This is a genomic window from Dysgonomonas termitidis (assembly GCF_042654545.1).
Lineage (GTDB): Bacteria > Bacteroidota > Bacteroidia > Bacteroidales > Dysgonomonadaceae > Dysgonomonas > Dysgonomonas termitidis.
The window spans coordinates 14,898-41,023 of sequence record NZ_JBHSGN010000004.1; the positions used below are offsets into that span (position 1 = coordinate 14,898).

At 43.1% G+C, this 26,126-nt stretch carries 11 protein-coding genes; 1 reads left to right on the forward strand and 10 read right to left on the reverse strand.

Annotation, left to right across the window (positions count from 1 at the left end; genetic code table 11):
- Window positions 1–12: 12 nt before the first annotated feature.
- The 10 genes from ACFO6W_RS00500 to ACFO6W_RS00545 form a co-directional block, all read right to left on the reverse strand.
- A complete protein-coding gene (locus ACFO6W_RS00500; RefSeq protein WP_379993344.1) occupies window positions 13–1,005 on the reverse strand; it encodes a DUF4973 domain-containing protein in 993 nt (330 codons plus the stop codon).
- A gap of 19 nt (window positions 1,006–1,024) precedes the next feature.
- On the reverse strand, window positions 1,025–3,115 hold the full coding sequence (locus ACFO6W_RS00505) for a RagB/SusD family nutrient uptake outer membrane protein (protein WP_379993345.1): 2,091 nt from the start codon (window positions 3,113–3,115) through the stop codon (window positions 1,025–1,027).
- 12 nt (window positions 3,116–3,127) lie between these two features.
- On the reverse strand, window positions 3,128–6,283 hold the full coding sequence (locus ACFO6W_RS00510) for a SusC/RagA family TonB-linked outer membrane protein (protein ID WP_379993346.1): 3,156 nt from the start codon (window positions 6,281–6,283) through the stop codon (window positions 3,128–3,130).
- 23 nt (window positions 6,284–6,306) lie between these two features.
- Window positions 6,307–7,665, reverse strand: a complete 1,359-nt coding sequence (locus tag ACFO6W_RS00515; protein ID WP_379993347.1) for an IPT/TIG domain-containing protein — start codon at window positions 7,663–7,665, stop codon at window positions 6,307–6,309.
- A gap of 813 nt (window positions 7,666–8,478) precedes the next feature.
- Window positions 8,479–9,582 (reverse strand): glycoside hydrolase family 88/105 protein, encoded by a 1,104-nt coding sequence (locus ACFO6W_RS00520; protein ID WP_379993348.1) that lies wholly within the window; start codon window positions 9,580–9,582, stop codon window positions 8,479–8,481.
- Window positions 9,583–9,660: 78 nt separating this feature from the next.
- A complete protein-coding gene (locus ACFO6W_RS00525; RefSeq protein ID WP_379993349.1) occupies window positions 9,661–11,037 on the reverse strand; it encodes an FAD-dependent oxidoreductase in 1,377 nt (458 codons plus the stop codon).
- A gap of 634 nt (window positions 11,038–11,671) precedes the next feature.
- On the reverse strand, window positions 11,672–13,552 hold the full coding sequence (locus tag ACFO6W_RS00530) for an FAD-dependent oxidoreductase (RefSeq protein ID WP_379993350.1): 1,881 nt from the start codon (window positions 13,550–13,552) through the stop codon (window positions 11,672–11,674).
- On the reverse strand, window positions 13,549–16,257 hold the full coding sequence (locus tag ACFO6W_RS00535) for a glycoside hydrolase family 2 protein (protein ID WP_379993351.1): 2,709 nt from the start codon (window positions 16,255–16,257) through the stop codon (window positions 13,549–13,551). The genes ACFO6W_RS00530 and ACFO6W_RS00535 overlap by 4 nt, the downstream gene beginning before the upstream one ends.
- Before the next feature lie 111 nt (window positions 16,258–16,368).
- Window positions 16,369–18,114: a RagB/SusD family nutrient uptake outer membrane protein gene (locus ACFO6W_RS00540; protein ID WP_379993352.1), complete on the reverse strand. Its 1,746-nt coding sequence runs from the start codon at window positions 18,112–18,114 to the stop codon at window positions 16,369–16,371.
- A 103-nt stretch (window positions 18,115–18,217) separates the two neighbouring features.
- Window positions 18,218–21,340 carry a SusC/RagA family TonB-linked outer membrane protein gene (locus ACFO6W_RS00545; RefSeq protein ID WP_379993353.1) on the reverse strand — a complete coding sequence of 1,041 codons (3,123 nt, stop codon included), beginning with the start codon at window positions 21,338–21,340 and terminating at the stop codon, window positions 18,218–18,220.
- Between the two features lie 377 nt (window positions 21,341–21,717).
- On the opposite strand from ACFO6W_RS00545, the gene ACFO6W_RS00550 reads away from it, so the two are divergent.
- Entirely contained in the window at window positions 21,718–25,767 is a 4,050-nt protein-coding gene (locus ACFO6W_RS00550) for a hybrid sensor histidine kinase/response regulator transcription factor (RefSeq protein WP_379993354.1), read from the forward strand.
- The last annotated feature ends 359 nt before the right edge of the window (window positions 25,768–26,126 follow it).

Sequence of the window (26,126 nt, forward strand, 5' to 3'; positions counted from 1 at the left end):
TAAGCTATCTCTTTACCATTGAATCTGCTGATCCTCATCTGGTATCAATGTATTCAACCTGCGTTGCATCGATAATATCCCACTCATTGAATATCTGATCGGGGTACCAGGGATGGTTGTATAATCATCAAATGAATAGTTTAAGTCGCCAAGATTAATATCTATTAATTTCAAGTAGGTTTTCACCGGGTCCATCGACTCGTCTACTGTATAATATGGCACACCTTCTACTTTCAGATTGATAAGCGGATTATCGGTATAAAGCTCCAATTTCCTTTTCCGGAGATCAACTCTTTCATCCGTAAACCTGGCATATATTTTATACAGTTTACGATCCAAAAAGTCTTCGGTCCTGAGACCGGCATAGAAGAAAATGGTCTCATCATCCACGACATAAGTCTTAACCTCTGACAAGTTCAAAGGGCGGGTTTTATCAGGCAGCAGATATATCTGATATAAAGTACCGCTATAAGTACCCGAGTAATCATTGAACGGATTGACCTGTAGCATAGCCCTCTGATAGTACTTATGATAATTAACCTGATAAGAAGGATCTTCCAGTATTTTCAAAGGCAACAGCCATTTATACGTCTGGTCCAGCCCGGCTAACTCAAAATCGATAGGAATAGTAGAAGTATATGAGCCGGCAGGAATACCTACCGATCCCGGCATTTCGTAATGTTTAGTTTCCAATTGCCTAAAATAAAGCTCTTCACGGTGTCCAAATGCTTCTTTATTTACTAAGACGAGTGTATCCGGGTCTAAGCCTATGTTTATAGTCCAACTCATATTGTTCATTTTCGAACCGCTCATAATCAGCGGAAGCTGATATGTCACTTTCCCCTCTGCTTTATAACGTACATAAATAGGTGTTACTCCAAGAGTATTAGGATTCGCTTTGAAAGAGACAAAATTTTCATATTGCTCATCTTCCCATTCATTGTTGCATGATGTACAGCATATCGCTGCAAACATGGCAAAAAAGAGATAATATATATATTTCATATTTTTCGGATTATAAAAATTATTCAGGAGTAGTCCACCCTGGATTTTGTACCAGTTTAGGGTTATTTCTCAATTCTTTATGATTAATAGGTAACAACCACATTCTGGTGGCAAATATCGATGGCAATGAAGGCACCAGCGTAGGGATATGGAATTCTACGGCCAGATCTTGAGTTGCATACGCATTGTATCCGTAAACCTGAGCTGCTTCTTCAAATGGAGCATCACACCAACGACGGAGATCGAAATAACGGTGTCCTTCTGCGAACAATTCAATTTGACGTTCACGTTTCAATTTGATTCTGAATAAATCAGAATTGCCATATACATCTTGCGAATAGTCCGGAACTCCTGCACGCATACGGATAGGCCGGATAGCCCTCTTTAATTCATCGGGAGTGCGTTTGATTGTATGTTCTCCGTTCCCGTTCCATGTAGGTATAGTATATTGTCCATTCAGTTCATTCACCGCTTCGGCATAGATTAACAATATTTCTGCATAACGAATCGCCGGATCTACTTTTTTTGTGAATCTGCTTTTATCATAGGAAGTAACCAATGTGTTGCTTATATCCTGCGGACTTACATATTTTTTAATACCGATACCGGTACGCAGCCAGTAAGTGGCATTCGTATAACCGTTATCACCTCCACGATAATAAAATATCGGCAGATTGGGTTTCTCGTCTGTCGCCTGGTTATAATTCAGGAAATTCCATGTGCTTCCATTATAAGCTACTGACGCATAAAAACGGGGTTCGCGTCTTGCAAACTGTTTAGATACTCCTACGCCTTTTTCACCTAATTCCGGATAATTCGCCAGCTCCGATGCTGTAACAAAACCTGTTTCACGCGGATTAGTATTATAACGACCGGTATAGCCGGGTATAGCCGCATACATAGAATTCATGCCGGGGCAGTCCGTTCCGTCAGCCATATAATAAGCATCACATTGCTTTAGTGTCATACCGTGCGAGTTGTATCCCTTACCATGTTGACGCGGTAACTGGTGGAGCACCATAGTGGCTACGTCTTCCCCCGAACCATTCTGACCACGGGTGAAAATAAGTTCAGTCTGCATCAGTTCGTTGGCTGGCGTATCGCCATTGAATAATGAACGGTATGATTCGAAAGGATCTATGTCATTATAGCCATTCGGCCAGCTTCCGTTGACAAAATCATTATCATCGAATGGAGGAAGAGTCTTCGGATAAGCGATATCACCCTCATTCTTGACTTTCACATAATGTAAACTATAAATGCCCATATTCATCACATCCAGGGCAGCAGCTGCAGCCTTAGCCCATTTAGACTCATCGTAAGCCTCAGGAAGCAGGCGCGTACCATCTTTGTTTACTAAAACTGAAGCAATTTCAACAGGAGTCTTACCATTATATAACGGACTGGCGGCAAATAGCAGAACTTTGGCGCGGAGCGCCAATGCTGCTCCCCGATTGGGGCGGGCAATATCCTGCACCGGACGAATATCGGCAGGAAGCAGTTCTGCCGCTTTTATCAGGTCTCCAACGATAAAGTCCACACATTCATCATATGTATTTCTGGCTTGCGCTATCTCGTCATAACTTTGCATATAATCAACCGTACCGTCTTCTATAATAGGTATAGGGCCGAATAAACGTAGCATATACCAATAGAAATAAGCTCTTAAGAAGTAAGCCTGTCCTTTCAGGTCACGAATTTCCGAAACATTAAAAACCTTACTTTTATCGATGTTCTGCATGAAGATAGAGGCCTGACGGATTCCCCTGTAAGCATTTTTCCAGATAGGTTCGGTTTCGCCACGGCTACCATTTTCATTATACTGGCCGCTTTTCCATCTGGCATACCCTTCTGATTCATCACCAAAATACATGTCGTCAGCAAAATTGTAAGGAACACTTTTTTTACTGCTCACATCCTGTATCTGCCCAATACTCATAAAGTAATAAGCATCCGCCAGCCATTGATTTGCATAATCCCTGTTTTGGAAAACATCTTCTATAGACCGGCGTTCATCAAACAGATAGTCCGAATCCAGGTAGTCCGAACATCCGCCAAGGGTAAGGCTCAATCCAACTACAATAGATAAAATTATAATTATTTTCTTCATATACATTTATGTTTATAGTGAAACTGATACTCCTAATGAAAAAGTTTTGCTGAGCGGATATTTTTTCCCGTCCGAAGATCCCATTTCCGGGTCCCACAGCTTAAATTTAGAGAATGTAAGCAGGTTGGTACCGATAAAGAAAATACGTACATTACTCAGGTACAATTTATTTACCAAAGATGTAGGAAGCGTATAGCCTATATCCAGTGTTTTCAGACGCAAATAAGAAGCATCCCTGAGCCAGAATGTCGATTCCTGATAGTTATTGCTATTCGCCCCATAAGTAAGGCGGGGATATTCCGCATTCGGATCTTCATTTACACCCAATTGCCAGCGGTTTAACTTGGCCATATCATCCAATATATTTCCCCAGCCTTCACCTAAACTAAACATATGAACGGTAGAGCCTTTGATCTGAAAAGTGGATTTTCCTACCCCCTGAAAATGTACGCTCACATTAAATCCTTTCCATTGGGTAGAAACACCAAAGCCATAAGTAAGATTCGGTTTTGTTGTCGCGCCGATGGCTACCCTGTCATATTTATCGATTATACCGTCACCATTCACATCCTTGTACTTGATATCTCCCGGCATCACCTCTCCGAAAGTTTGTGTAGGACTGTTCCGTATTTCTTCATAATCTTTGAATAAGCCCAAGGCGATAAGACCACGGGCCTGATCCACGCGATGTCCTTTATCTTGTGTATATGAATAAATAGAGTATTCCTCATCTTTCGCCAGAATCTCGTTCTTGCTGTAAGTCATATTACCGCGTAGAGTCACATCGACATTTCCCAATTTCTCTTTAACGGCAAAGTTCCCGTCAAACCCCTGAGCTTTCACTTCGCCAACATTTGCCGAAGGATAAATATTTAAGTTGTCTGTTCCTATACCCACCGACCATGGAAGATATTGACGCCCCATATAGATCCCTGTACGTTTTTCGTGGAAATAATCGACTGTTCCCGATACTTTGTTGTTGAAGAAAGAAAAATCGACACCTAAATCCTGTTTAGTCGCTACCTCCCAGGTAACATCAGAAGATGCTACTGTCCGGTAGTATATACCATTATACGTCCTGTTATAGCCGTAGTCCCCGAAATTATAAGGATCTACCGGAACATTATTATTGTTATTAGTTTGTATAGAGCCATCGCTATTTCTCTTCCATCTCGTTTCAATCGTATACAGATAAGGGAAACGGGTACCGTCCAATGCATCTCTCCCTGCTTTTCCGTATGAATAACGGACTTTGAACATGTCCATCCAGGTGAATCCTTTCATGAAAGGCTCCTCTGAAATAATCCAGGCCCCGGAAATAGCGGGAAAGAAACCAAAGCGTTTTCCTTTGGCAAAGTTCTCAGAGCCTGTATATCCGAAATTGAAATCAATGAAATAACGGCTAGCCCAGTTATAATTAGCGCGTCCGGCTATACCTTGGTTACGTCTCGCTATCCCATTTTTAAGGTCACTCCCAATGTTTACTGTTTGTATTGTAGACGATTGAGTATATTTCAAGACACCACCAACGTTATGGTTGCTGAATCTGCGATCGTAGTGTAATTCCGCTTCAACAAATTCGTTCCGCTTCCCACCGGCACCTGAACCCTGCCTCATTTCCCGTTTATTCGCAATCTTCGTATATGTGATTTCGTTTGTAATCGGGTCACGGTTGGTAGCATAGTACATCTCCGGGAATTTAATACGGTTAATATAATTACTATTTTCAGTATCGTACCCGAAGCGTCCTGTAAAGAAAAGGCCTTGTGTAATAGAATTCAGATTTTGTTCCAGAACCAAACTGGTCTGGATATTGTTTGTCCAGCTTTCATTATACCCTGTCATTGTAGCCAGTGTCCACGGATTAAAACGGTCTATATTGGGATCGTCGGGTGTAATCGGCTTGCCTCTTTCGGTAATAGCCGGAACATATCCGTTAGAATACATCCGGGGAGCTGAAACCGGGTTATACCCAAACAATGATGTCCAGATTGAGTTACTCCCGCCTCCGGGGTCATTTTGCTTACGCAATGAACCAGAAACGCTTGCCTTCAGCAATGTAGTCTTTGTAATATCGATATCGATATTCATCCGGTAAGTATATTGCCGGAAGTTAGAATTGGTATTATAATCTTTCAAAGCCTTATCTACTTGGTACATACCCTGCTCGTTTTGGTAACTTCCCGAAACAAAGTAACGGGCTGTCTTCCCTCCCCCTCGCATATTTAACGAAACGCGCGATTTCCATGCTCCGTCGCGCAACAGAATATCCATCCAATCTTCGTTCGGATATAAATCTCTGTCCAGACCTAAACGAAGTATTTCCAGCTCCTCCGGCTGATAGAGTGCATCTTGATTACGCGTAACTTTAGCCTCGTTTGCCATAGAAGCATATGTATATCCATCTACAAATTCCGGGGCCTTAGTTAGCGTGCTATAGAATCCTTCTACCTTGGCATCAATCCTGATCTTTCCCTCATCCCCGCGTTTAGTGGTTACTAAAATAACGCCATTAGCTCCTTTGCTACCATAGATAGCAGTGGCAGAAGCATCTTTCAGCACTGATATCGATTCCACATCCTCCACGCTGACTTCATTAAAGTCGCGTTCGAAGCCGTCGACCAATACCAATGCCGCATTACTGCCTCCAAATGTAGAAATACTGCGAATCCAGAATTCAGAAGTAGTACCCGGTCTGCCATCAGCCTGCATTGCCATAATACCCGGTACCACTCCGGCCAAACCATTGGCCATAGATGAAGACGGATTTGATTTCAATTCCTCAACATCAACATTTGTAATAGCACCGGTGATCGCAATTTTCTTCTGTACACCCGTCCCTGTGACAACTACTTCGTTAAGTACACTTTTATCAGATTCTTTCATAGTGACATTGACAACCCGCTGGTCTTTCACTAATACCTCTACTTTGTCGAAGCCTATATATGTAAAAATCAGTGTATTGTAAAGCGGCATTTTAATCTTATATTTCCCGTCCACATCGGTAATCACACCCAATCCCGCTACATTACTTACAGATACACTAGCCCCTATTAAAGGCTCGTTATTCTCATCAGTCACAATACCGGTTACTTCTACAGTTTCCTGAGCCAAAACACTCACTGAAAACCCGAGTAATAAAATACATGTTAATAAAAAGTTTCTCATATCAATATGTGTCTTTCATTTATTTAATCTTCATAGGCAATTTTGCGAATACGATGATTGCCGAGGTCTCCGACAAAAAAGCAATTTCTCTCTTCATCATATATTATCGAGGCCGGAGCATTAAAGATGGCATCCAGACGCAAATCCCCATCCATATATCCTTTAACCGAAGGCCTGCCTGCAAAAGTGGAGACTTTCCCCTGAGGGGTCAGTATACGGACTATTGAATTTGTTTTATCACAGAAATAGAAATCATATTCATCTTCTGTTCCCGCATACTCCGGATTTTTAACAAAAGTCCCTTGTTGAGGGTCCCAAAGCCTTACATTACTACCCACCCCGTCTTGATAATTGGGCGTGTCGCTTTTCCCAACTACCAGATAAGGGTCCTTAAAGACCTTATTTTCCCAATCATAATCCATACGCATAATGTAATGTTTGTTCATCAATGTAATATATGCATAGTTCCCTGTGGGGTGAATAACAATGAACATCTGTGACGACGCATTCGGAACCTTGGTTATCTGCTTACCCTCTACTCCATTCGGTGACCCGATCTCAGCTCTCCAAATAGCACCGGTATTATAGTATCCATAATAATACTCTCCGTTAACCGGATGTACAGCTGCCGCTCTGGTTCCACGGCCTTTTGCCAAAGGAGTTAACTGAGTAAAGCCGGATGCACGGGTAAGTAAATAGTTCCCCGGCCGCTGATCATTAGATTGGTCATGCGTCACGATCATATCTCCACTCAATGTGAAATTTATACAAGGAATCCCATTCGAATTGGGACTCGGAATACCAGAAACGAAAGTGCTTACATATTGCTTTTCAAAATCAATCAGTCTGATCGCTTTATCATAACCGGTCACATACAAATGGTTATGGTTTAGAGGATCGAAAGTAAACCAATCCATTCTGTCGAATCCGCCGCAATCATTGAACGGACCATTCTTTATATCAAACTTCGTGTTATTTTCATACATTTGACCTAAGAAAGAAGTCACAATCATTTTCTTCTTATAGATAAAATTTTCTCCAGCTCCTGCCGAAGCAACTTTTTCTCCGTTCTCATCGACAATGCTCACTTCAATATCGCCATCGTAAGCTTTTGCCGGCACGATACAATATAAGGTCTGGCCTTTTACTCCGATTACACTCGACTTTACCCCGCCAATAGTTACGTTGACTTTGGACGGATCATTACCAAAATTATCGCCATAGATAACCATCCTTTGGCTGGCTCCCCCCTCTTTCGGGAGAAAATTAGAAACCACGACAGGCCTCGAAGGATCGAAGGCCTGCGAATCCATATCGGATTTATCGTCTTTGCACGATATGCAAAGAACGACCAGCAGCATCAACCAATGCTGAATTTTCATTCTGTTTTTCATTTTCATAAAAATAGGGTCTGAATTTAGTTTATTAAAACATTTCACATCATATCCAAACACAGCGCTAACTGCCTCGTATACATGTTTATCGTAAATTAAGTATTTGTTAAAAATTTCTGTTTTTTACTTTATCAAATTCAATAGATGAGGTGTATTTTTTAGACACTTCATAGTATAATAGTTTTATGATTTGTTAACGAGGCAAAGGAATAGGAATTTTAGTTAGAAAGATGAAAGAAAAGTAGCTTTAAATAGCACATTTTTCCCAATCGTCATTTTGATATCCAACATGACCTGAATGAAGGAAAATCCTCTACAATCTGCCTTATATTTACAGATTATCCCTACCGGAAAATAACAATTGACCGGATAAAAAATGACAATATTCTCCCAAATCAGCAATTATGGCCTGGATATTGTTATATTGAGCTGTTCATTTCTTCCGATCAGGACAGTTTACCCCTTCTCTAGAAGGAATGGAGTAAGAACTCGTGTTTCTCCAAGCCGTTCAGTAGTCTAAAAAGGGTATAAGATTATAGTCTGCCGGACTAACACGCAATTGAAGATGGCGGAATCTCAGGATAAAGTGTATATCAAATAGATGTTAAGAACAAGAAAAGGAGGGCATCGCTGCTTTGAATCTAAGGATAACGATGATATGGCCTCTGTTACAGAATTATCAGAAATGAATTCTGTATAAACTATGGATGAATAAATACGGTGGTCTATTTCAAATAACAGGGGATGAAGTACCTTTACCGGCACCTCCTCTCCTGTTAACATAAGCTAAATCTCAGCTGTTTATTTCTTCATAAGGGCAACTGTACACCACAAATAAGGAGCCTGACCATGAAAATCTCCCGCCAGACGCGGACGGTCATAATAATACTGCTTATCATTCTTCTTTCCTGTACCAATACATACTTCAGTTACATTATTACGCTCGTCGATATACGGAATCATTGCCAGCCATGCTTTCCGGGCGGCAGGAGCATATACTTCAGCATCTAACCAGCCTTGCTTGACCCCTACTATAAAGGCATAGGTAAACATGGCAGAACCTGAGGTCTCGACCCAGCAGTCAGGCTCGTCAATCAACTGGTTCCACATACCGCCTGGAGTCTGATACTTCTTCAAACTTTCCATCATCGTATGGAAACCTTTCATAATACGCGGACGGTCTTTATGATCCGCAGGAAGATAAGTAAGCAGATCGGCCATACCTACAGCCATCCAGCCATCGCCGCGTCCCCAATAGTAAGGGACATCCGGTGCATGGTAAAACAGACCGTTAGGACGCTGTATCTCTTCCAGATAGAGGACCATCTCCTTTGCCGCGCGGTCAATATACCTGGAGTCTCCGGTCACTTTATACGCCTCGGCCTGTACCGAAGTGATCATATACATATCGTCAATCCATAAACGTGTCTGCCACGAATAGCCTTTTTCCGCCCAGGCCTTTTCCTCCGGTTTTGCATTGGCTGGGACTTCCCATTGGCTATCGGCATAAGCCAGACCCATATCCAGATAACGTTTATCCTTTGTTATCTGATAAAGTTTAAGGGCTAATCCGCCAAACATATTATAATCGACATGATTCATAGGAGGCAACAGGACTTTCTCCCTTGTGAAGAAAGGTTCGAATCTGTCCTGCAGAAGTTTAATAAGTTTCTGATCCTTTGTCTGCAGGGCATAATCAAGAGCGCCGGTCCAGGTACACACTTCGGCATAATGAATATACCTCCCTGCATAAAGGTCGTGCCTGTCGTCCACAATATGATACGCCAAGCGTTTACCTACTTCTTGGGGAGTAAATCCTTTGGAAAAGTTAGCCAGCTGACTTTGCTGGGAGAACAAAAACTGGAATGGCAAAAGAAGTAATAACGTAAATAATTTTCGAATCATGATATTAATTTTTTAATTATAAAATATATCTAAAGTTAATTTCTGGTTTGTTTATTTCCCGTTCATAAATATTAACAATTATAACAGCTGCCCTACCTCTCTCAGACGGCTCCTAAGTTTAATAATGTCAACATTATGAACATCAGGGCTTTTTGATTTACAGATCTGCCCGGCAGCAACACCGGCAGCCTCCCCTGTAACCAAACAAGGAGGCATTACTCTCAGACTGCCATGTGCATAATGATCGGTGGAGATACAACGTCCGGCCACAAACACATTTTTCAGTCCTGCCGGAAGAAGGCTCCGGAAAGGTATACCGTGCGATTCACCCTTTCCATAACGCTTATATTCTTTTGCATCGCTTTTATGTATATCTATATAATAAGAGTTACGCCCGATGCCATCCTCAAACTCCCTGCGGGCCAGCCAGTCTTCGACCGTAAAAGTATAATCGCATTTAATGCGGCGGCTTTCGCGGATACCCATCAGCGCGCCGGTGCTCGCAAGATAGGAGGCCGCGAATACTTTCGGTTCGAACTCTGCTAACCCTTCCCGGAACTGCCGGGCTATTTTGCGGCCGGTCATCATTGCCGACGACAGTGAGACAGGATCGGTACTATCTACTGTGACATGTCCTGCATTAAATGCCAGATAACCGGGCCCCGTATATTTATCATTGATATGATTGTCCTTAATCATATCATATTTTCCCGACTCAAGCATCTTATATACAGGCCCGTCTTTTCTGTTGGAATGCACACTGCCAATCAGAGAAAATTCATACGGGTCAACATTAGACAGGGCAAAACAAAGTGTACCTTCCTGAACAGCTCCCTTACCGTCGCCGGTCTCAAATTTTGCCCCGGCCCATGCCGCAAGGTCTCCGTCACCTGTACAGTCGATAAAAAGCTTCGCTTTGTATGCCGTCAGACCGGCTTTATTTCCTACAATGACAGCATCTACCACTCCCTCCTGTTTCATTTCCACGGCAGCCATAGTAGTAAAGAACAGAACGGATACTCCCTCCGACATTACCAGATCGTCATACACCACTTTCAGGTATTCCGTATTGATAGGGACCCAGTCATCACCTTTCACATGAGGCACCCCCTTTTTCGATTCCAGAAATACCTTTTCTGCAATTCCTTTATAAATAATCTTTTCCTTATCCGTAAAAGGACACCATGCATTTAACAGGCCGGAAGTCCCCATTCCTCCGAGAGCTCCGGTTCCTTCGATCAGTAGAACTTTTGCTCCTTCGCGTGCGGCGGCTGTCGCGGCAGCACATCCGGCAGGACCTCCTCCGGCTACAATAACATCCCATTGATCGTTTACCTTTATACCTTTACGGGATATGGTTTGTGGAGGCGTTGTTTCTCCTGCCAAAATACCGTTAGAGGCAATCGATGCCAGCCCCAGCATACCCGCATTACGCAAAAATTTTCTTCGTTCCATAGATATTTATTAATTATTCCGATTCTGTTTTTCATATTTAGTCACCCAGCAGAAAGTAACATCTTCATGTTTTCGGATCTACTGATATTTAACAATAGATCAAGCAAATCCCTTATTAAATTAAACTTCATTCACAATATATAGTTAAAAGGTAACAGAAGTAACACTTATTTCAGTAAACAGTATCGTGGTTTGTCATGCTGAGAGAAACGAAGCATCTCGTCAGGGAGTAGTTAACAACCTGTCTCTCGTGTCTTTCTCCAAAAAGGTAACAAAAGTAACAGATATATCAGTCAACAGTTAACAACTTGTATCTCGTATCTTGTTTACTTGTAACTCGTAACTTGTAATTATAAAAAAAGGTAACACATGTAACACTTTTTTTATTATTATTATTCTAATGTTACTTTTCCATTCTTGCAGGGGGGTGCTCTTGTGCCTGCCCGTTACCCGGGAGGCGGCCAGGCACAAGAGATAACCCCTGCAAAAATTTCTAAAAAGGTAACAAAGGTAACACCTTCGCTCTCTTTTCTACTTGTCACTTTCCCAGTTAACCAGTATATTAAAATTCATTTCAAAGAACTATAAGCTAATCGCTTACTATATAGATAAAGTATTTTCTAAAAGCATATGATTATTTTAGTGTACTTTCCCCTTTTTGATTCGCATGATTTAGAAGAGGAAGAACCTGCCTTCGTTTTGTTTTCCCGTCACTCTCTATTTTTCTTCCCGATAAATCGCTCCATAGCTTAGCTGTAGCGCTGTCTAAAGGTTTATCCAAATCTGCGTCCCACTCAGGAAAGAAACCTTTTAATGCAAGTTGTTGTACCAGGGCAAAGTCCGGATCGGTATTGCGTAAATCTTTAAAATAGATCAGTGTTGCTCCATAGCGCAATAGCTTTTGCTGTATCAGATTGTAAGAAACATCCCTTACCGTCACATCATTATCTATGGCCAGAACAGCAGCTACTCCGGCAGCCTCACCCAAAGCCATCCAGCACGGCTCCATGCGCAGAGTGGAGAAACCCACATGACTACCCGAAACCGGGACAGGAAACAGAAGATTATCAACTGATTTTGGCACCATCACTCCGTAAGGAACAGTATAAACTGCCGACGGGTAACTGAAAAAGCCATCAAGATGCACACGCCCCGTTTCCCGTTTGCGAACTGCGTGAGAATCCAGCGCATAGTGACTTGCTGTAACTGATGAAGGGTGCACAGGGGGGCGGGAATCTTTCACAACCGGCAAGGCATCATTTGCCGTAAAGAAATAGGTTCCTTCGAGCCGTCTGCCCTCGCGCACATATACCTGACGTGGAAAATGTCCATTATCCACATATTCGTTGGCTGCAAGTCCCCATTCGCGGCAGGCTTCCCTGAAATGCCGGGGCAATGCCTCATCATTTTGGGCAAACCACAGCAAACCGAGCGTATAAGATTTTAATCGTTCTGCATATCGGTCTCTCCAATCCCAACCGGAGGTAGGCCACGGCCAGTTTTCTTCCGGAAGGTCGGTGGATATAAATGCCAGATGCTGGTTATTCGCATCCGTCTTTGCATTAGGCAAACGGGTCATACTGCTAAGTTTGGCCATTCCCCACGCATCGCCCGGCGCGGATGTACGTTCACCAGATTCTACTTTCTCACGGTTCAGCTCCATCTCTGCCGGAGTTGCTTTTCGGAAAGCAATATCTGTGTTGCGTCCGCTAAGCACGTCATCGACAAGGGATGCAAACTCCTCCCGGTCATACTTCGCAGGTTTGGCAACCAACATCCTGTTCTCCGGCTGGTTGGTAAGGCACAGACGGTAATTATATGCCTGAACGGCATTATCTCCCTGATAGGTAGTACCTTCATCATCCGGGCCATGTTTCCACCAACGGTATATCCGTCCTGCACAAGGTTCGTCATATTCGTCAGCTCCTTCACGACCCAACCTGTACGGTACTCCTGCGGCAGCGCCGAGGTCACCCTCATATGTAGCGTCAATAAACATTTTTGCGCTGTAATATTCTTCTTCCCCGGTTTTGCGGTTCAAAACCCGTATCGATAGAATCCGCTTTTCCTTCATCTTCACATAACGCTGTTCGGAGTCGAACTGGCGCATGGTCAGTATAGATATTTTCCCGGGGCCCGCTGTTTCTATCATGTGGCCGAATGTCATGGCAGCCACATGCGGTTCGAAATGGTATCCATCGCTACAATCCCTCACCTGTGAGGATTTCTCTCCATACCGGATTATATAGTACTCTTTATTCAGATTTACAAACTTTTCGAAGAGTCCTGTCGTAGAACCGCGTGTACCTATATCCGTAGCTCCCAGCCCATTAACAGGCAAACCTCCTATATATCCGGTCCTTTCAAGTATCAGGCAATTTTTACCTTCGCGGGCAGCAGCAATGGCAGCAGTTATACCAGCCGGAGTTCCACCGACTATAACCAGGTCATAATCGGTTGAATAAGAAAACAGACTGATTGTCAGCGACAGTAAAAACGCGGTTAACTTTTTCATTTTACTAAAATAGTATTTTTCACCTGAGAAATATTAAAACCCTTCAAAATCAATGAATAATTATCTGCCGGAAGGTTCTTTTTATCCGTCTCTATTGTTATACTGCGGCTTTCTCCCGGCATCATGCTAAAGAAGTTATCGGTATAATACGAAGGACGTACAGGTTTGCCTGCCCGGTCGAGCCATTGCAATTGTGTGAAGAACGCAATTGAACGGTTCGTATTTTTCAGCTCGATGTCTATATAATGCTTTCCTTCGCTTACACGGGTTTTGTATTTCATCGACACTTTAGCCGGAGCAAGGTCTTTTATGCTCTGGAAACCTGCCGTGGTAGGCCCTGTCATAGATTTCATCCCTTCATATACACTTGTAGAACGCCAGTAGAAGTTACTGCCCACTTCCTTTCCCGTGTTATCGAAAAGGCGTAGTTTGATAAAATGGACGGGTGAAATATTCTCAGGAAAATCAATTGCAAATACGTCATTTACAACTCCATCTTCGGGAAGATCTACCGAAGCCTGATTTTTCCACACTTGTTTTGAGTTGATATCGAAAACTTCAGCTGTAACCTTATAACCGGAAAAGGCCTTATAATAGTCGTTTACCACCGATACGGTATTTTTCAGATAGTCGAACTGAGGGTGTAGCGGTTCGCATGCATTTGCCGCCGCATAGAGCGCAGCTGTAGGTTCGAGCGACCAGTCCCACATACGCCCGCAAACCTGACGGACAGGAGAATTATGATACCAGAAAAGGACTCCGGAAGTATAACGGTCTCCATAATTCAGTTTATTATAGTTCCAGACCTCCCATATACTTTTGTAGCTCATTGCTCCTACAAATTGCCCCTTCATCGCGAATTCGTCTATGCTTTGCGACTTTCCGTACTCATCCACCAGGTCTACATAGAGTGACGACATCTGGTGAAATCCGTTGCCATCGCTATAATCCCATACCTCCGTATTGATTGGCCAGAGGTCTTTTTCCGGCATCATTTCACGCAGGCATTCAACAGTAGGGAGACAAGGCGCGCCATATTCGGGGTTGAACCCGTCTACCCGGCTGCCACGTTCGGATGCCGTGTTTTCATAATGCCTCATCGGGTTGACCGTTTTATATGGACTGCCATCGTGAATCCCGCAGCATTCCGATTCCATCTGGTAACCGCGTGTGCCGTCTATCCGCTGAAGTAACTCTTCGAGACCTGACATTTCGGTCGATTCATTCGAACATACATAATAAGCCAGCGATGGATGATTCCGTACACGTTTAACGGTCGATTCCGCATTCTGTAAATGTAGTGCCCTGTCGATAGGGTGCTTAGTATCACCTGTCATCCAGAATTCCTCCCATACCATTATTCCCAGTTCGTCGCACAGATCGAAAAAGTAGTCAGACTCTGTGATACCGCCACCCCAGAAGCGAATCAGATTCACGCCGGACTGAGCGGTATAGCGTAGCTCCGCATAAGTTCGCTCGTCAGACATACGCAGCATATTTTCCGGCAACCAGTTAGTCCCTTTGATAAAGATATCTTTTCCGTTCACCCTGAATGTGCGCGACTTATCCGGAGTATCTGTGTGCGATGTAATTTCCCTGATACCGAAACGGGTCGTTACAGAATCTGAAAGCCCGCCCTGTACTTCCGCTTTTACAGAGAGGGTATAAAGTTCCTGAGGACCTTTATTGACAGGCCACCAGAGACGGGGTTTGTCGATAGCTAACTGAGGAAAATCCGTAGCATTGAATTCTATTGTTCTGGTCAGTCCCCGTAAAATCTCAACCTCTTTTTCGAAAGTGATACCTTCACCCAGTATTTCACCTTTTATCTTTACTTTTTGCGTCCTGAAGCCGGGATTGTGCAATTCTACACTTACAGTCTGGCGGGAATGGTCATAACCAGGTTTTCGCAGATCACTCTTCACGAACGGATGGTTAAGTGTAACTTCCCCTGTTTTAAAGAAACTTATATCTTTCCATATCCCCGTGTTACGGTCACGGATACCATCGAGGTAAGTAAAATCCCAACCTACGGTCATGAGCATTGTTACATTTTTGCCAATTTCACCGTTACCCCCATTGCGGAACTCTCCTATTGCCCCCCACGATTTGGAAACACCTTCACGCGGGCCGCCCGGTTCATCTACAGGATATACTTTTACTGCAAGCACATTCTTGCTGCCCGAATTGATATAGTCTGTTACATCGATGAATTCCTTACGGAACATTCCGGCTATATTGCCGACCATTTTACCATTGAGCCAAAGTTCGGCCCGGTAATTTATTCCATCCACCTGCATCCATATACGCTCGCCCTTCGTACATTCAAGCCCGTCAAACTCGGTACGAAACCAATAGGTATAAAAGTCACGCCCTGCGGTACTCAAATCGGGGATTAATCCACTTGTTATTTTGTTATTCAGGCCAAAATAGGGTTCGGGATAGACTCCCTGGGCAACCAACGAATTGAGTACAGTACCGGGGACAATCGCTTCCATCCATCCCTTAGTACCATATCCGATACTGGAAACATCTTCTGCCCTACCGGTCACATCACCTGCCTTTTTCATCAACCATAGCGCTTTTCCACCATGGCCCATATCAGATTTTAAAGAAAGGAGATACTCGCGCCCCTGAGAAAACGCCGATTCACAAAATATCAGAATTAAAAACGTAAAAACTAAATGCTTATAACAAACTCTCATTATTTTTTTATTTATTGATGTCAATCTTCAGGGCATTTATATTGCCTCTGTTTTAGTATAGTTACAGGCGCACACCAGACCGGGTACGCCTGTATGACTCACAGAAAGGATCTACATTTTATCCCATCCGTTAGGTTGTTGCGGATAAGGATCGCCCACAATAACAGACTCGATCTGTTTCTGGGGGATCGGACGTAATACATGGAAATCCTGTATGTTATCTTTAGGTAAGGTATGATTCGTCCATTTTGTGGTGAAGAAACCATACTTCCGTACCCGTTCAACCAGTTTCTTTGTGCGCACGAGGTCGAGCCAACGCAACTGTTCGCCGCAAAGCTCACGTGTCCTTTCGTCCAGAATATAATCGATGGTTACATCCGCTGCGGTAATCATCAGGTCGTTGATATATTCGGTCTTTGAGGCAGCCCTTTTACGAAGTTCGTTGATATAATATGCGGCTCCGTCGGTAGTAGAATTATTTCCGAGCTTGAAAGCGGCTTCGGCGGCAATAAGATACGTTTCTGCCAGACGGTACACGATAATCGTACGGCGGGAGTCGAATGAAAGGCTTGTCCGGTTAGGGTCCAAATATTTCTTCATTGTAGGGAAGTTAGGATCGGTATAGTTCTCCGGAGTAAGTATATAGTAATTTGCCGACTCTATCTCCTCTTTGGTCATATTCTTACCCGGGAGATAGCCTGCAAGCTCACCTTTTGCGCCGCTTCTGATTGCAGAGTACTTGTTCTCACCGACATAGAATTCCTGCTTTTTATTACTGAAATCAATCGGAGCAGTCCATTTGCTTTGGAAGGTACCATGATAGCGCGAGTCTTTATCGATATCGCCGAAAGCCTGATTATAAAGCCAGGTAGTACCGTGATAACGCGCGTAAACACGCCCATCCTCTATCTGCTGGACATTGCCGCTACCATTAAAGTTGAAGTAGCCTGCAACAAAGATATGAGCAAGGTTATTCATCCCCGAATCCTTTTCCGGAACACCGTAAATAGGGTCGTCGGTCATCTGCACATTAAAGAGTATTTCCTGATTGTTTTCATTTCCGGGTTTATGAATATCTTCATATTTTCCCATCAGTTTAACTCCGGTCTGATCCCCATCCTGTATCAACCTTGTTGCGACATCATATGCATTCTGGAAATCGGTGGCTTTAGCCGCGCTGCTCCATCCACGTGTGAGATATACTTTTGCCAGAAGATGGCGGGCTAATGCCTGGGTAATACGTCCGGGCTGGGTATCTTTAGGACCGGCAGGCAGATTGCCGGGAGTTGTACAATAGAGCAGGTCTTCGACCACAAAGTCGTAAACATCAGCCATAGGGTCGCGTTTAGCTGTTTTCACAACAACGTCGTTGTATGTGCGATTCAATGTCACATCGCCGAAAAACTGCACCAAACGGAAATAAAGCAATGCCCGGAAAAACCTGGCCTCGGCCAGCATGGTTATCTTTTTGGCTTCGGGAATATCAGTCATACTTTCGCCGAAGTGAACAAGGCCATTACAGGTATTAATCAGGGTATATGAACTTCTCCAATAAGAATAGATATAGTCGGAATTAGGCTTGTAATTCGTTGTATAATTACCAAAATTATAGATGTCGCCCGAAGAACGGCTATAAAATTCGTCGGTTCCGGGCACAGTTATCATATGGATGGCACTGATAGGTCCATAAAAGGCTCTCATTCCACCATATACGCCGTTTAGTCCAAGTTCGAAACCTTGTGGCGTACTGAATGACTCGGGTGTCATCTTCGAGTGATTTTCTTCGTCCAGAAAATCACCGCATGCCATCATAATAAATAGCGGAAGGCAGGCTAATAAATATATTATTTTTTTCATTGTTGTCTCACAATTAAGTAAATGAATATGTTTTATAATACATTTTTGAGTTATAGCAATTTTATTTTATTTACTCAGCCATGTAATAAAAAGGTCTGCGACCTTAAAAGGTTATATTAATACCGAATAACATTTGCCATGATGGAGGTATTACCGTACCCATCACCCGGTTGGTTTCAGGATCAAGCCCCTTATATTTGTTTACATATTCGGAAAAGAATGTAAATGGATTTGTCGCTGTGGAATAAACACGGGCCTTGCTCACCCCTACTGTCTTAAGAAGTTTATCCGGTAAGGAATATCCCAAAGTAAGCGTCCGTATCTTGAGATAAGAGGCATCAAACAGCGTAAGCGTGCCTTTGTACGGTATACTCTGTACCTTGTTATTCGGAGCCGGCCAGCGGGCGCCTGTATTCTCAGGAGTCCAGTAATCTACATTCAGGTTGTTGTAATAACCTCCCATCAGAGAGTTTTGTCCTCCACCATAAAGTTCAGACCTGAGCATGCCGCCCTGACGGAAATTCATAACCACAGTGAAATCGAAGTTCTTATATGCCAGACTATTTGTCCATCCTCCTTCGAAGTTTGCCTGATGGCTACCTACTATTTTGCGGTCAAGATCATTGATTACATTATCCGGAACACCGTCAGGGCCACTGATATCCGCGACTTTAATAGTTCCTATCACCGAGTCGTCGCCGGAAGTCTTCAACCCGTAACTTTCTGCAAGCGCCCTGTCCTCAGGAGTATCCTGCCAGATACCGAGCCCTACATATTCGTAAAAAGATCCTAGCGGATGACCGACGAAAAGGTTGTCTGAAATCAGCTTGTCTACTCCTTCGGTAAGTTGAACAACCTTATTTCTGTTGAAATAAATGTTGAAATCGGAAGTCCATTGGAATTTATTTTTACCATCACCGTCGAAAACGTGTACACGGGCTGCGAGTTCAAACCCTACATTCTCTGTTTTACCTACATTGTAAGGGATTTGCGTGCTTACGCCGCTTGTCGCCGGAGGGGTAAATTTCATCATCAGGTTGTTGGAGAATTGTTTGTAAACCTCAATTGAACCAGAAAACCTGTTATTAAGAAAGCCTAAATCTATACCGGCATTGTAACTGGCAGTACGCTCCCACTTCAGTTCGCTGTTCGAGGCAGCAGTGGGATAGTATCCAAGCACACCCTGTGATCCGAAGATATACTTATTGCTGGTCATATCGCCCATAGTATCGTAAGGACTCACATTGGTATTGCCTACTTCTCCATAACTTAGTCTCAGTTTCAGCTGTGACAATATGTGAGAGGTCCCGCTCATAAACTTTTCATTGCCGATATTCCATGCCAAAGCGGCAGACGGGAAATAGTGCCATTTATTTCCTTTAGCCAAACGTGATGAACCATCGGTACGCAGCGTTGCGGTAAGGTAATAACGGGAGTCGTAGTCGTAATTGATACGCCCCATATAAGAGAGCATACTCCATTTATTATAATCTCCGTTTCCCTTATGATTCTCAGCCGTACCCGGATTGTAGTAGCCCACCTGATTTGTCGGTACGTTTTCGTAGTTCAGATCGAATTCCTGAGCTTCTCTTTCTTCGGCACTAAACATGGCCGTAAGATTGAGATTGTGCTTATCGAACTTCTTGTCATATGTTAACAGGTTCTCAATAGTATAATCGGTCAGAGAATTCGATTCGTTATACCCATAGTTAGATGACTGTCGGCGCTTGCTTGTCCCTTTCTGATAGTAACGTTGCAGCGTGGTAGAAGAAAGTTGTACGCCGGCATTGAGCCTGTATTTGAATCCGTGAGTAAAATCCACTTCCAGATAACCTGTCGTGAATGTCGACAACCTTTTGCGATCATCCTGGATGGCATCCTTACGAAGATCCATTAAAGGGTTGCTCATAAGGTCGTTCGGATGCACCTTTTCCCGGATCGTACCATCGTCCATATATGGTGACAATAACGGGCTGAGGCTAAGGGCGTCACCCATCGGATTCAGGCTTTCCCCCCTGCTGATATAATAGGTATTCAATGTATTCAGTCCAAATTTCAGGTATTTGTTTATTGTATGATCTACAGACAATTTGAGGGTCGTACGCTCCATCGATTGCAGATCGTATACACCTGTCGATTTATAATATCCCAACGATGCCGCATACTGTGTATTTTTTGATCCGCCGGATAAGCTTATCTGATGATTGGTCATCAGAGGATTTTGGTCATACAGTTCCCTTTGCCAGTCAGTATCTACACCTCTTTCATAGCCTTCTATCTCTCCATCGAGGCCTCCTTCGAAAACCTTTTGTAATACCCTCGGGTCATCGATACCCGTATAATTTTCCGCATTTTTATAACGATTATACATAGACCACTTGCGCAACTTCATATAGTCCTCAGATTTCATGACATCATAGAAGCCCAGCGGTTTACTGAAACCTATATATCCATTATAGTTTACAACAGCCTTGGTTCCTTCCGCACCACGCTTAGTAGAGATGAGTATAACCCCATTGGCTCCACGCGAGCCGTAAATAGCAGTTGATGATGCATCTTTAAGTACAGTAACCGAGGTAATGTCCTCGGGCGCGATATTGTTCATCATGCTTAATTCGTAAGGAATACCATCCACAACCAAAAGAGGATCGTTACCCGCAGCTATGGAACGGGTTCCGCGAATACGGATTTCGGGAGTATGCCCCGGATGTGTGGAACCGCCGCTACGCTGTATGTTCACACCGGCCCCGGCCCCTTGCAGAGCCATCGCGATATTTGCGGCAGGAGTAGCACGGATAGTTTGCTCACCCATAACATTAACCGCCCCTGTGAGATCGGAACGCTTACGTGTACCATAGCCCACAACCACTACACTCTCAAGATTGATAACATTATCTTCCAGTACGACATCGATCTTTGTTTTCCCGCCTACGGGGATTTCCTGCGAAATATACCCGATCGATGAGAACACCAGTATATCATTACCGGCCGCATTGATCGTATATTCTCCCTTGTCACTGGTTATTGTTCCTGTTGTTGTCCCTTTTACCGCCACTACAGCACCTATTACCGGTTCACCGCCTGCAGTAACAGTTCCGGAAACAGTAACTTTTGACTGCTGACCGGTTGTTTGTGCGGCCACCACACTTGCTGTCAGAAATAGAGTGACAGCCATACTTAATGACAGAAACCGTCTAAATCTGCTTCTTAGCTTGCTCTTTTTCATAGATAATAATGGTTTTTCATAATACTAAATACTTTTTTCAAAGGTTTGAGTGCATATTAGATCAAATGTTAATATATACAAAATTAGATAAGCTGCCGTAGCCTTCGGTACGCATTCCTGTAATAATTGTCCATAAAGAGGCATGGCAGAAAAGCGGACTAAAATGGCAAATACATACACATGCACCAACTATACCAAACAGGTACATATATATAGATAAAGCATTCTGAAAATCAATACATTAAAGCCATACCCACCGTTCTTTATGCAAAGAATGCGCAATGCAGCCACATACAATATATTTGAAGAACGGGTCAAAGCTTGTCATAAAAAGCTATATTTGTACAAACCTTATTTAATATATCTATTACCCGGTCATGAAGAGATTCTCGTTCATAATAATCGCAATTCTTGCCATATGGTACAATATGGCGGCATATGCGTACAATATTCAGCATATATCTTCCCGCAACGGCCTTTCTTCGAGCGCTGTAAGGTTTGTTACAATGGATAGTTACGGATTTATGTGGTTTGCCACTTATGATGGACTCAACCGCTACGACGGGTCATCGGTAAAAAGCTATTTGCCTACCAGCAGTAACAATTCATTGCCGGGAAACGTAATAAGGCATATCACCGAAACCTCCCCGGGCATGCTTTGGCTGAAGACAAATCAAGGATTATGCTTATTCGATTCCCAATCGGGCACATTCGAAAATCATCCTTATATGAGAACCATATTCTGGCAGGCAAAAAGTCCGGACGGAACTTTTTTTGTCCTTTCCGAGAATGATTCAATTGCCGTATATAATAAATCCGACGGCCGATTTCACAAGATACATACTCCGGGAGTAATGTCGTACAGAACGCAATGTTTTTCAATATGTAAGGATAATATCATCTGGGTATTTAACTATACGGGACAGATAATGCGCTATAAGATAATAAAGGAAAACGGGATCATAACCGGCACTTACAGGCTGATGGATTACGAACTTGAGACCCCTGTCAGATGGGCGTTCGAAAAAGGGACCGATGTAGTTTTTGTAGATACCCGTTTCGACCTCTATACCCTTGATATCAACACAGGAACCAAAGAATTTGTGATGAATATAGGTTCGGAAATTCCGCCGAAAGAGAGCATGAGGGACGCCCTGATTGCAGGTGATGATATTTTTATTGCTTTCATAAACGATGGGCTTAAAGTGATAAGGCGTGATCCTCACTCCGCCGACAAACCGTATATAGAGCGCACAACGCTCAACTATGGTGTTTTCTCTATGGCTTACGATCCCGTACAGCAAATTGTCCTGATAGGAACCGATGGCTACGGAGTATATATATATTCGGAAGAAGATTACACGATACGCTCTTCTATGTTGCACGAATTTTATCCGCAGACAAAAGTTCCGGTGAGGTCTGTAACACTGGACGCTGAAAATAATCTGTGGATCGGGACAAAAGGCGACGGACTCTTTTGCTTCCCCGGTTACAATCCCGATGAACCTCTTCCCTACAAAAAGGTAAATCATTTTCATATACAAAATTCTGCTCTTGCCAACAATTCCATTTTCAATATTGTCGAAAGCAGGCATAACCTGCTGTGGATCATAAGCGGAGGACCGGGTATCAATTATTATTCCTATTCCGATAAACGTGTACACACCCTGTCGCAACCCCCCGGAAGCAAGGCATTGCATTTTCTCTGTTCCGCCACAGAGCAGGATCCGAGTACTTTATGGGTAACAACTTCCGGAGATGGCCTGCACCGCATAAAATTGGCATTCACAAATGGTGTTCCACGGATAGAAAAGATGGACCATTTCAGGTTTTTCGAAACAGAAAATGTTATTTATGATACTGAGATAGAGAATGATTCTATTTTATGGATCGGAAGCAGAGGTGAAGGCCTGGTCAGATTTAACCTGAAAACGGAGGAAAAAACTTTCTATAAACTAACTAATGGAGAAAATCAGTTGGTCAATGATATACTGGTCATATACCGTGATAGCCGTAACATTTTGTGGCTGGGTACAAGCTTCGGCCTTTGCCGGATAACAAAGGTAGGAAAGGACAAACTGGAATATATTAATTTTAATACCGAATCGGGACTCCCTAACAACACTATACATGGTATAGTGGAAGATCCGCAGGGCTATCTCTGGCTGAGTACCAACAAGGGGCTGGCCAGATTCGACCCGCAGACAAAAGTATTTACGAACTACAGTAATCCTAACAACCTGCCTGTGCAGGAGTTCAGTGACAATGCCTATTATATCTGCCCCCGGAAGCAAATAATGTTTTTCGGAGGTATCGACGGATTTGTATCCATACGCACCAATAAGACGAAAACGCCTGTTTTTACCCCTAATTTTTACTTTAACTCCCTTAGTATATATGGTAAGGAGGTTACAATAGCAGATTATATTAAAACACGTGACAAAAAAGATATAATAGAACTGCCACACAACCAGAACTTCTTTACTGTATCGTTCGTTGCTCCAGATTATGTTAACGGGCATAAATATACTTATCAGTATTTGCTGAGCGGACATAGCGACAAATGGATCGATAACGGGAGCTCGAACAGTGTTACATTTACAAATATGGCTCCCGGCGAATATTCACTGAAAGTGCGCTTTTCGGCCAACAACATTTTCGAGAACCAGCCTGTCTACACCCAATATATACGAATTCTTCCGCCATGGTATATGACTACCGCGGCCTACATTGCCTACGCCTTGGTAATAGGCTCGATAGGCGTATTCTTCCTATTATCATACAGGCATAAAGTCAAACGCAGGGAACAAAGGGTCTTTGAGAAGATGGAACAAAAGAAAACGGAAGAGATCTATGAATCGAAATTGCGCTTCTTTACCAATATAACACATGAATTCAGTACTCCGCTGACCCTTATCTATGGTCCGTGCGACCGCATACTTTCCTCCGTCGAAAAGACCTCCCCGCTATATAATTATGCATCGCTTATCCGCCGCAACGCGGAAAGGCTGAACGGGCTGATACAGGAACTTATCGAATTCCGCAGGATAGACACCGGACATACACAGGTAGTCATTGAAAAAGTCGCGATAGAAGAGTTTGCAGGTAATATATTATCATCATTCAGGTTGTTGTCTGATAATAAACAAACAAATTACATTGTAAATATCGAAAAGAAACTCACATGGCAAACAGATCCCAGATGTTATTCAAAAATATTGACAAACCTGGTTTCAAACGCATTCAAATACACACCGGATGGTGGCAATATCGATGTAGAGATTTTCACCGAAGGGCAAATGCTTGTCACTTCTGTATCCAATACGGGGAAAGGTTTCAGTCCCGAGGACCTGCCGTTTATTTTCGACCGTTACCGTGTGTTGGATAATCTTGAAAGCAGGCACAACAGCCGCCTCTTTTCCCGCAACGGGCTGGGACTTTCTATTTGCCACAGCACCGTAAAACTGCTTAACGGAGATATGCAGGTAAAGAGCATACCCGGGAAAACAACGCGTTTTACAGTCAAACTTCCTATGCATGAACTTACCGACAAGGCTCTTGAATCATCCAGGGTCGCATCCGGCATCCGGATACAAATACCGGAGAAAAAACAGGTTGCCCTGCCGGAATTCAATATCGTAAAATCGCGCCCGACAATTCTAGTTGTAGACGATGAAATTGAGATATTATGGTTTGTATGCGAAATACTGAAAGATCAATACAATGTTATCCCTGTAAAAGATCCCTCTACAATAGAGGAGATACTGTCCAAAACGAGGATAAACCTCCTTATATCGGATGTAATGATGCCGGAACAGAATGGCTTCGGCCTGGTACGCATGTTAAAAGAATCCCGGGTAACCTCGCATATCCCTATTATAATCTTATCCGGTAAGACCTATACCGAAGACCAGCTGGAGGGTCTTGATGCAGGCGTGGATATGTATATATCGAAGCCATTCGATGTACAATACCTCAAAAAAGCTGTCAGACGCCTGTTGAAACGGGAGGAGGAGACTAAAGAATATTACAATTCAGCAGTAAGTGCCTTTGAAATCACAGAGGGGCAAATTTTGCACCGTGAAGATAAAGAGTTCTATGAACGTGCCCTGAAAGTGATAGAAGAGAATATAAAGAATCCGGCATTTTCGACCGAAGAACTCGCATCTTTGCTGAACGTAAGTGTGCGCCAGCTATACAGAAAAATAGATGTGGTATATAAAAACGGCCCCGGAAGCCTGATAAGAGATTATAAGCTGAAAATTGCGGAGGGCCTGCTGATCAAAACCAATATTTCCGTCGATGAGGTTATTTATCAATCGGGATTCAATAATAGGGGTAGCTTCTATAAACTATTCTCTCAACGTTACGGCATACCTCCAAAAGTATATAGAGAAAAGCATAATAAAGAGAACAATAACCCCTGACGTTTTACCACGAAGTAAGGTTACCGAGGGAAATTGCACTTTTTCCTTAAAAGTTTATCTATATAGTAAGCTTTTAGCTTATAGTTCTTTGAAATGAATTTTAATATACTGGTTAACTGGGAAAGTGACAAGTAGAAAAGAGAGCGAAGGTGTTACCTTTGTTACCTTTTTAGAAAGTTACGAGTTACTTCGCCCTTCGGGCAGTTACGAGTTACAAGTAAACAAGATACGAGATACAAGTTGTTAACCGTTGACTGATATATCTGTTACTTTTGTTACCTTTTTGGAGAAAGACACGAGAGACAGGTTGTTAACTACTCCCTGACGAGATGCTTCGTTTCTCTCAGCATGACAAACCA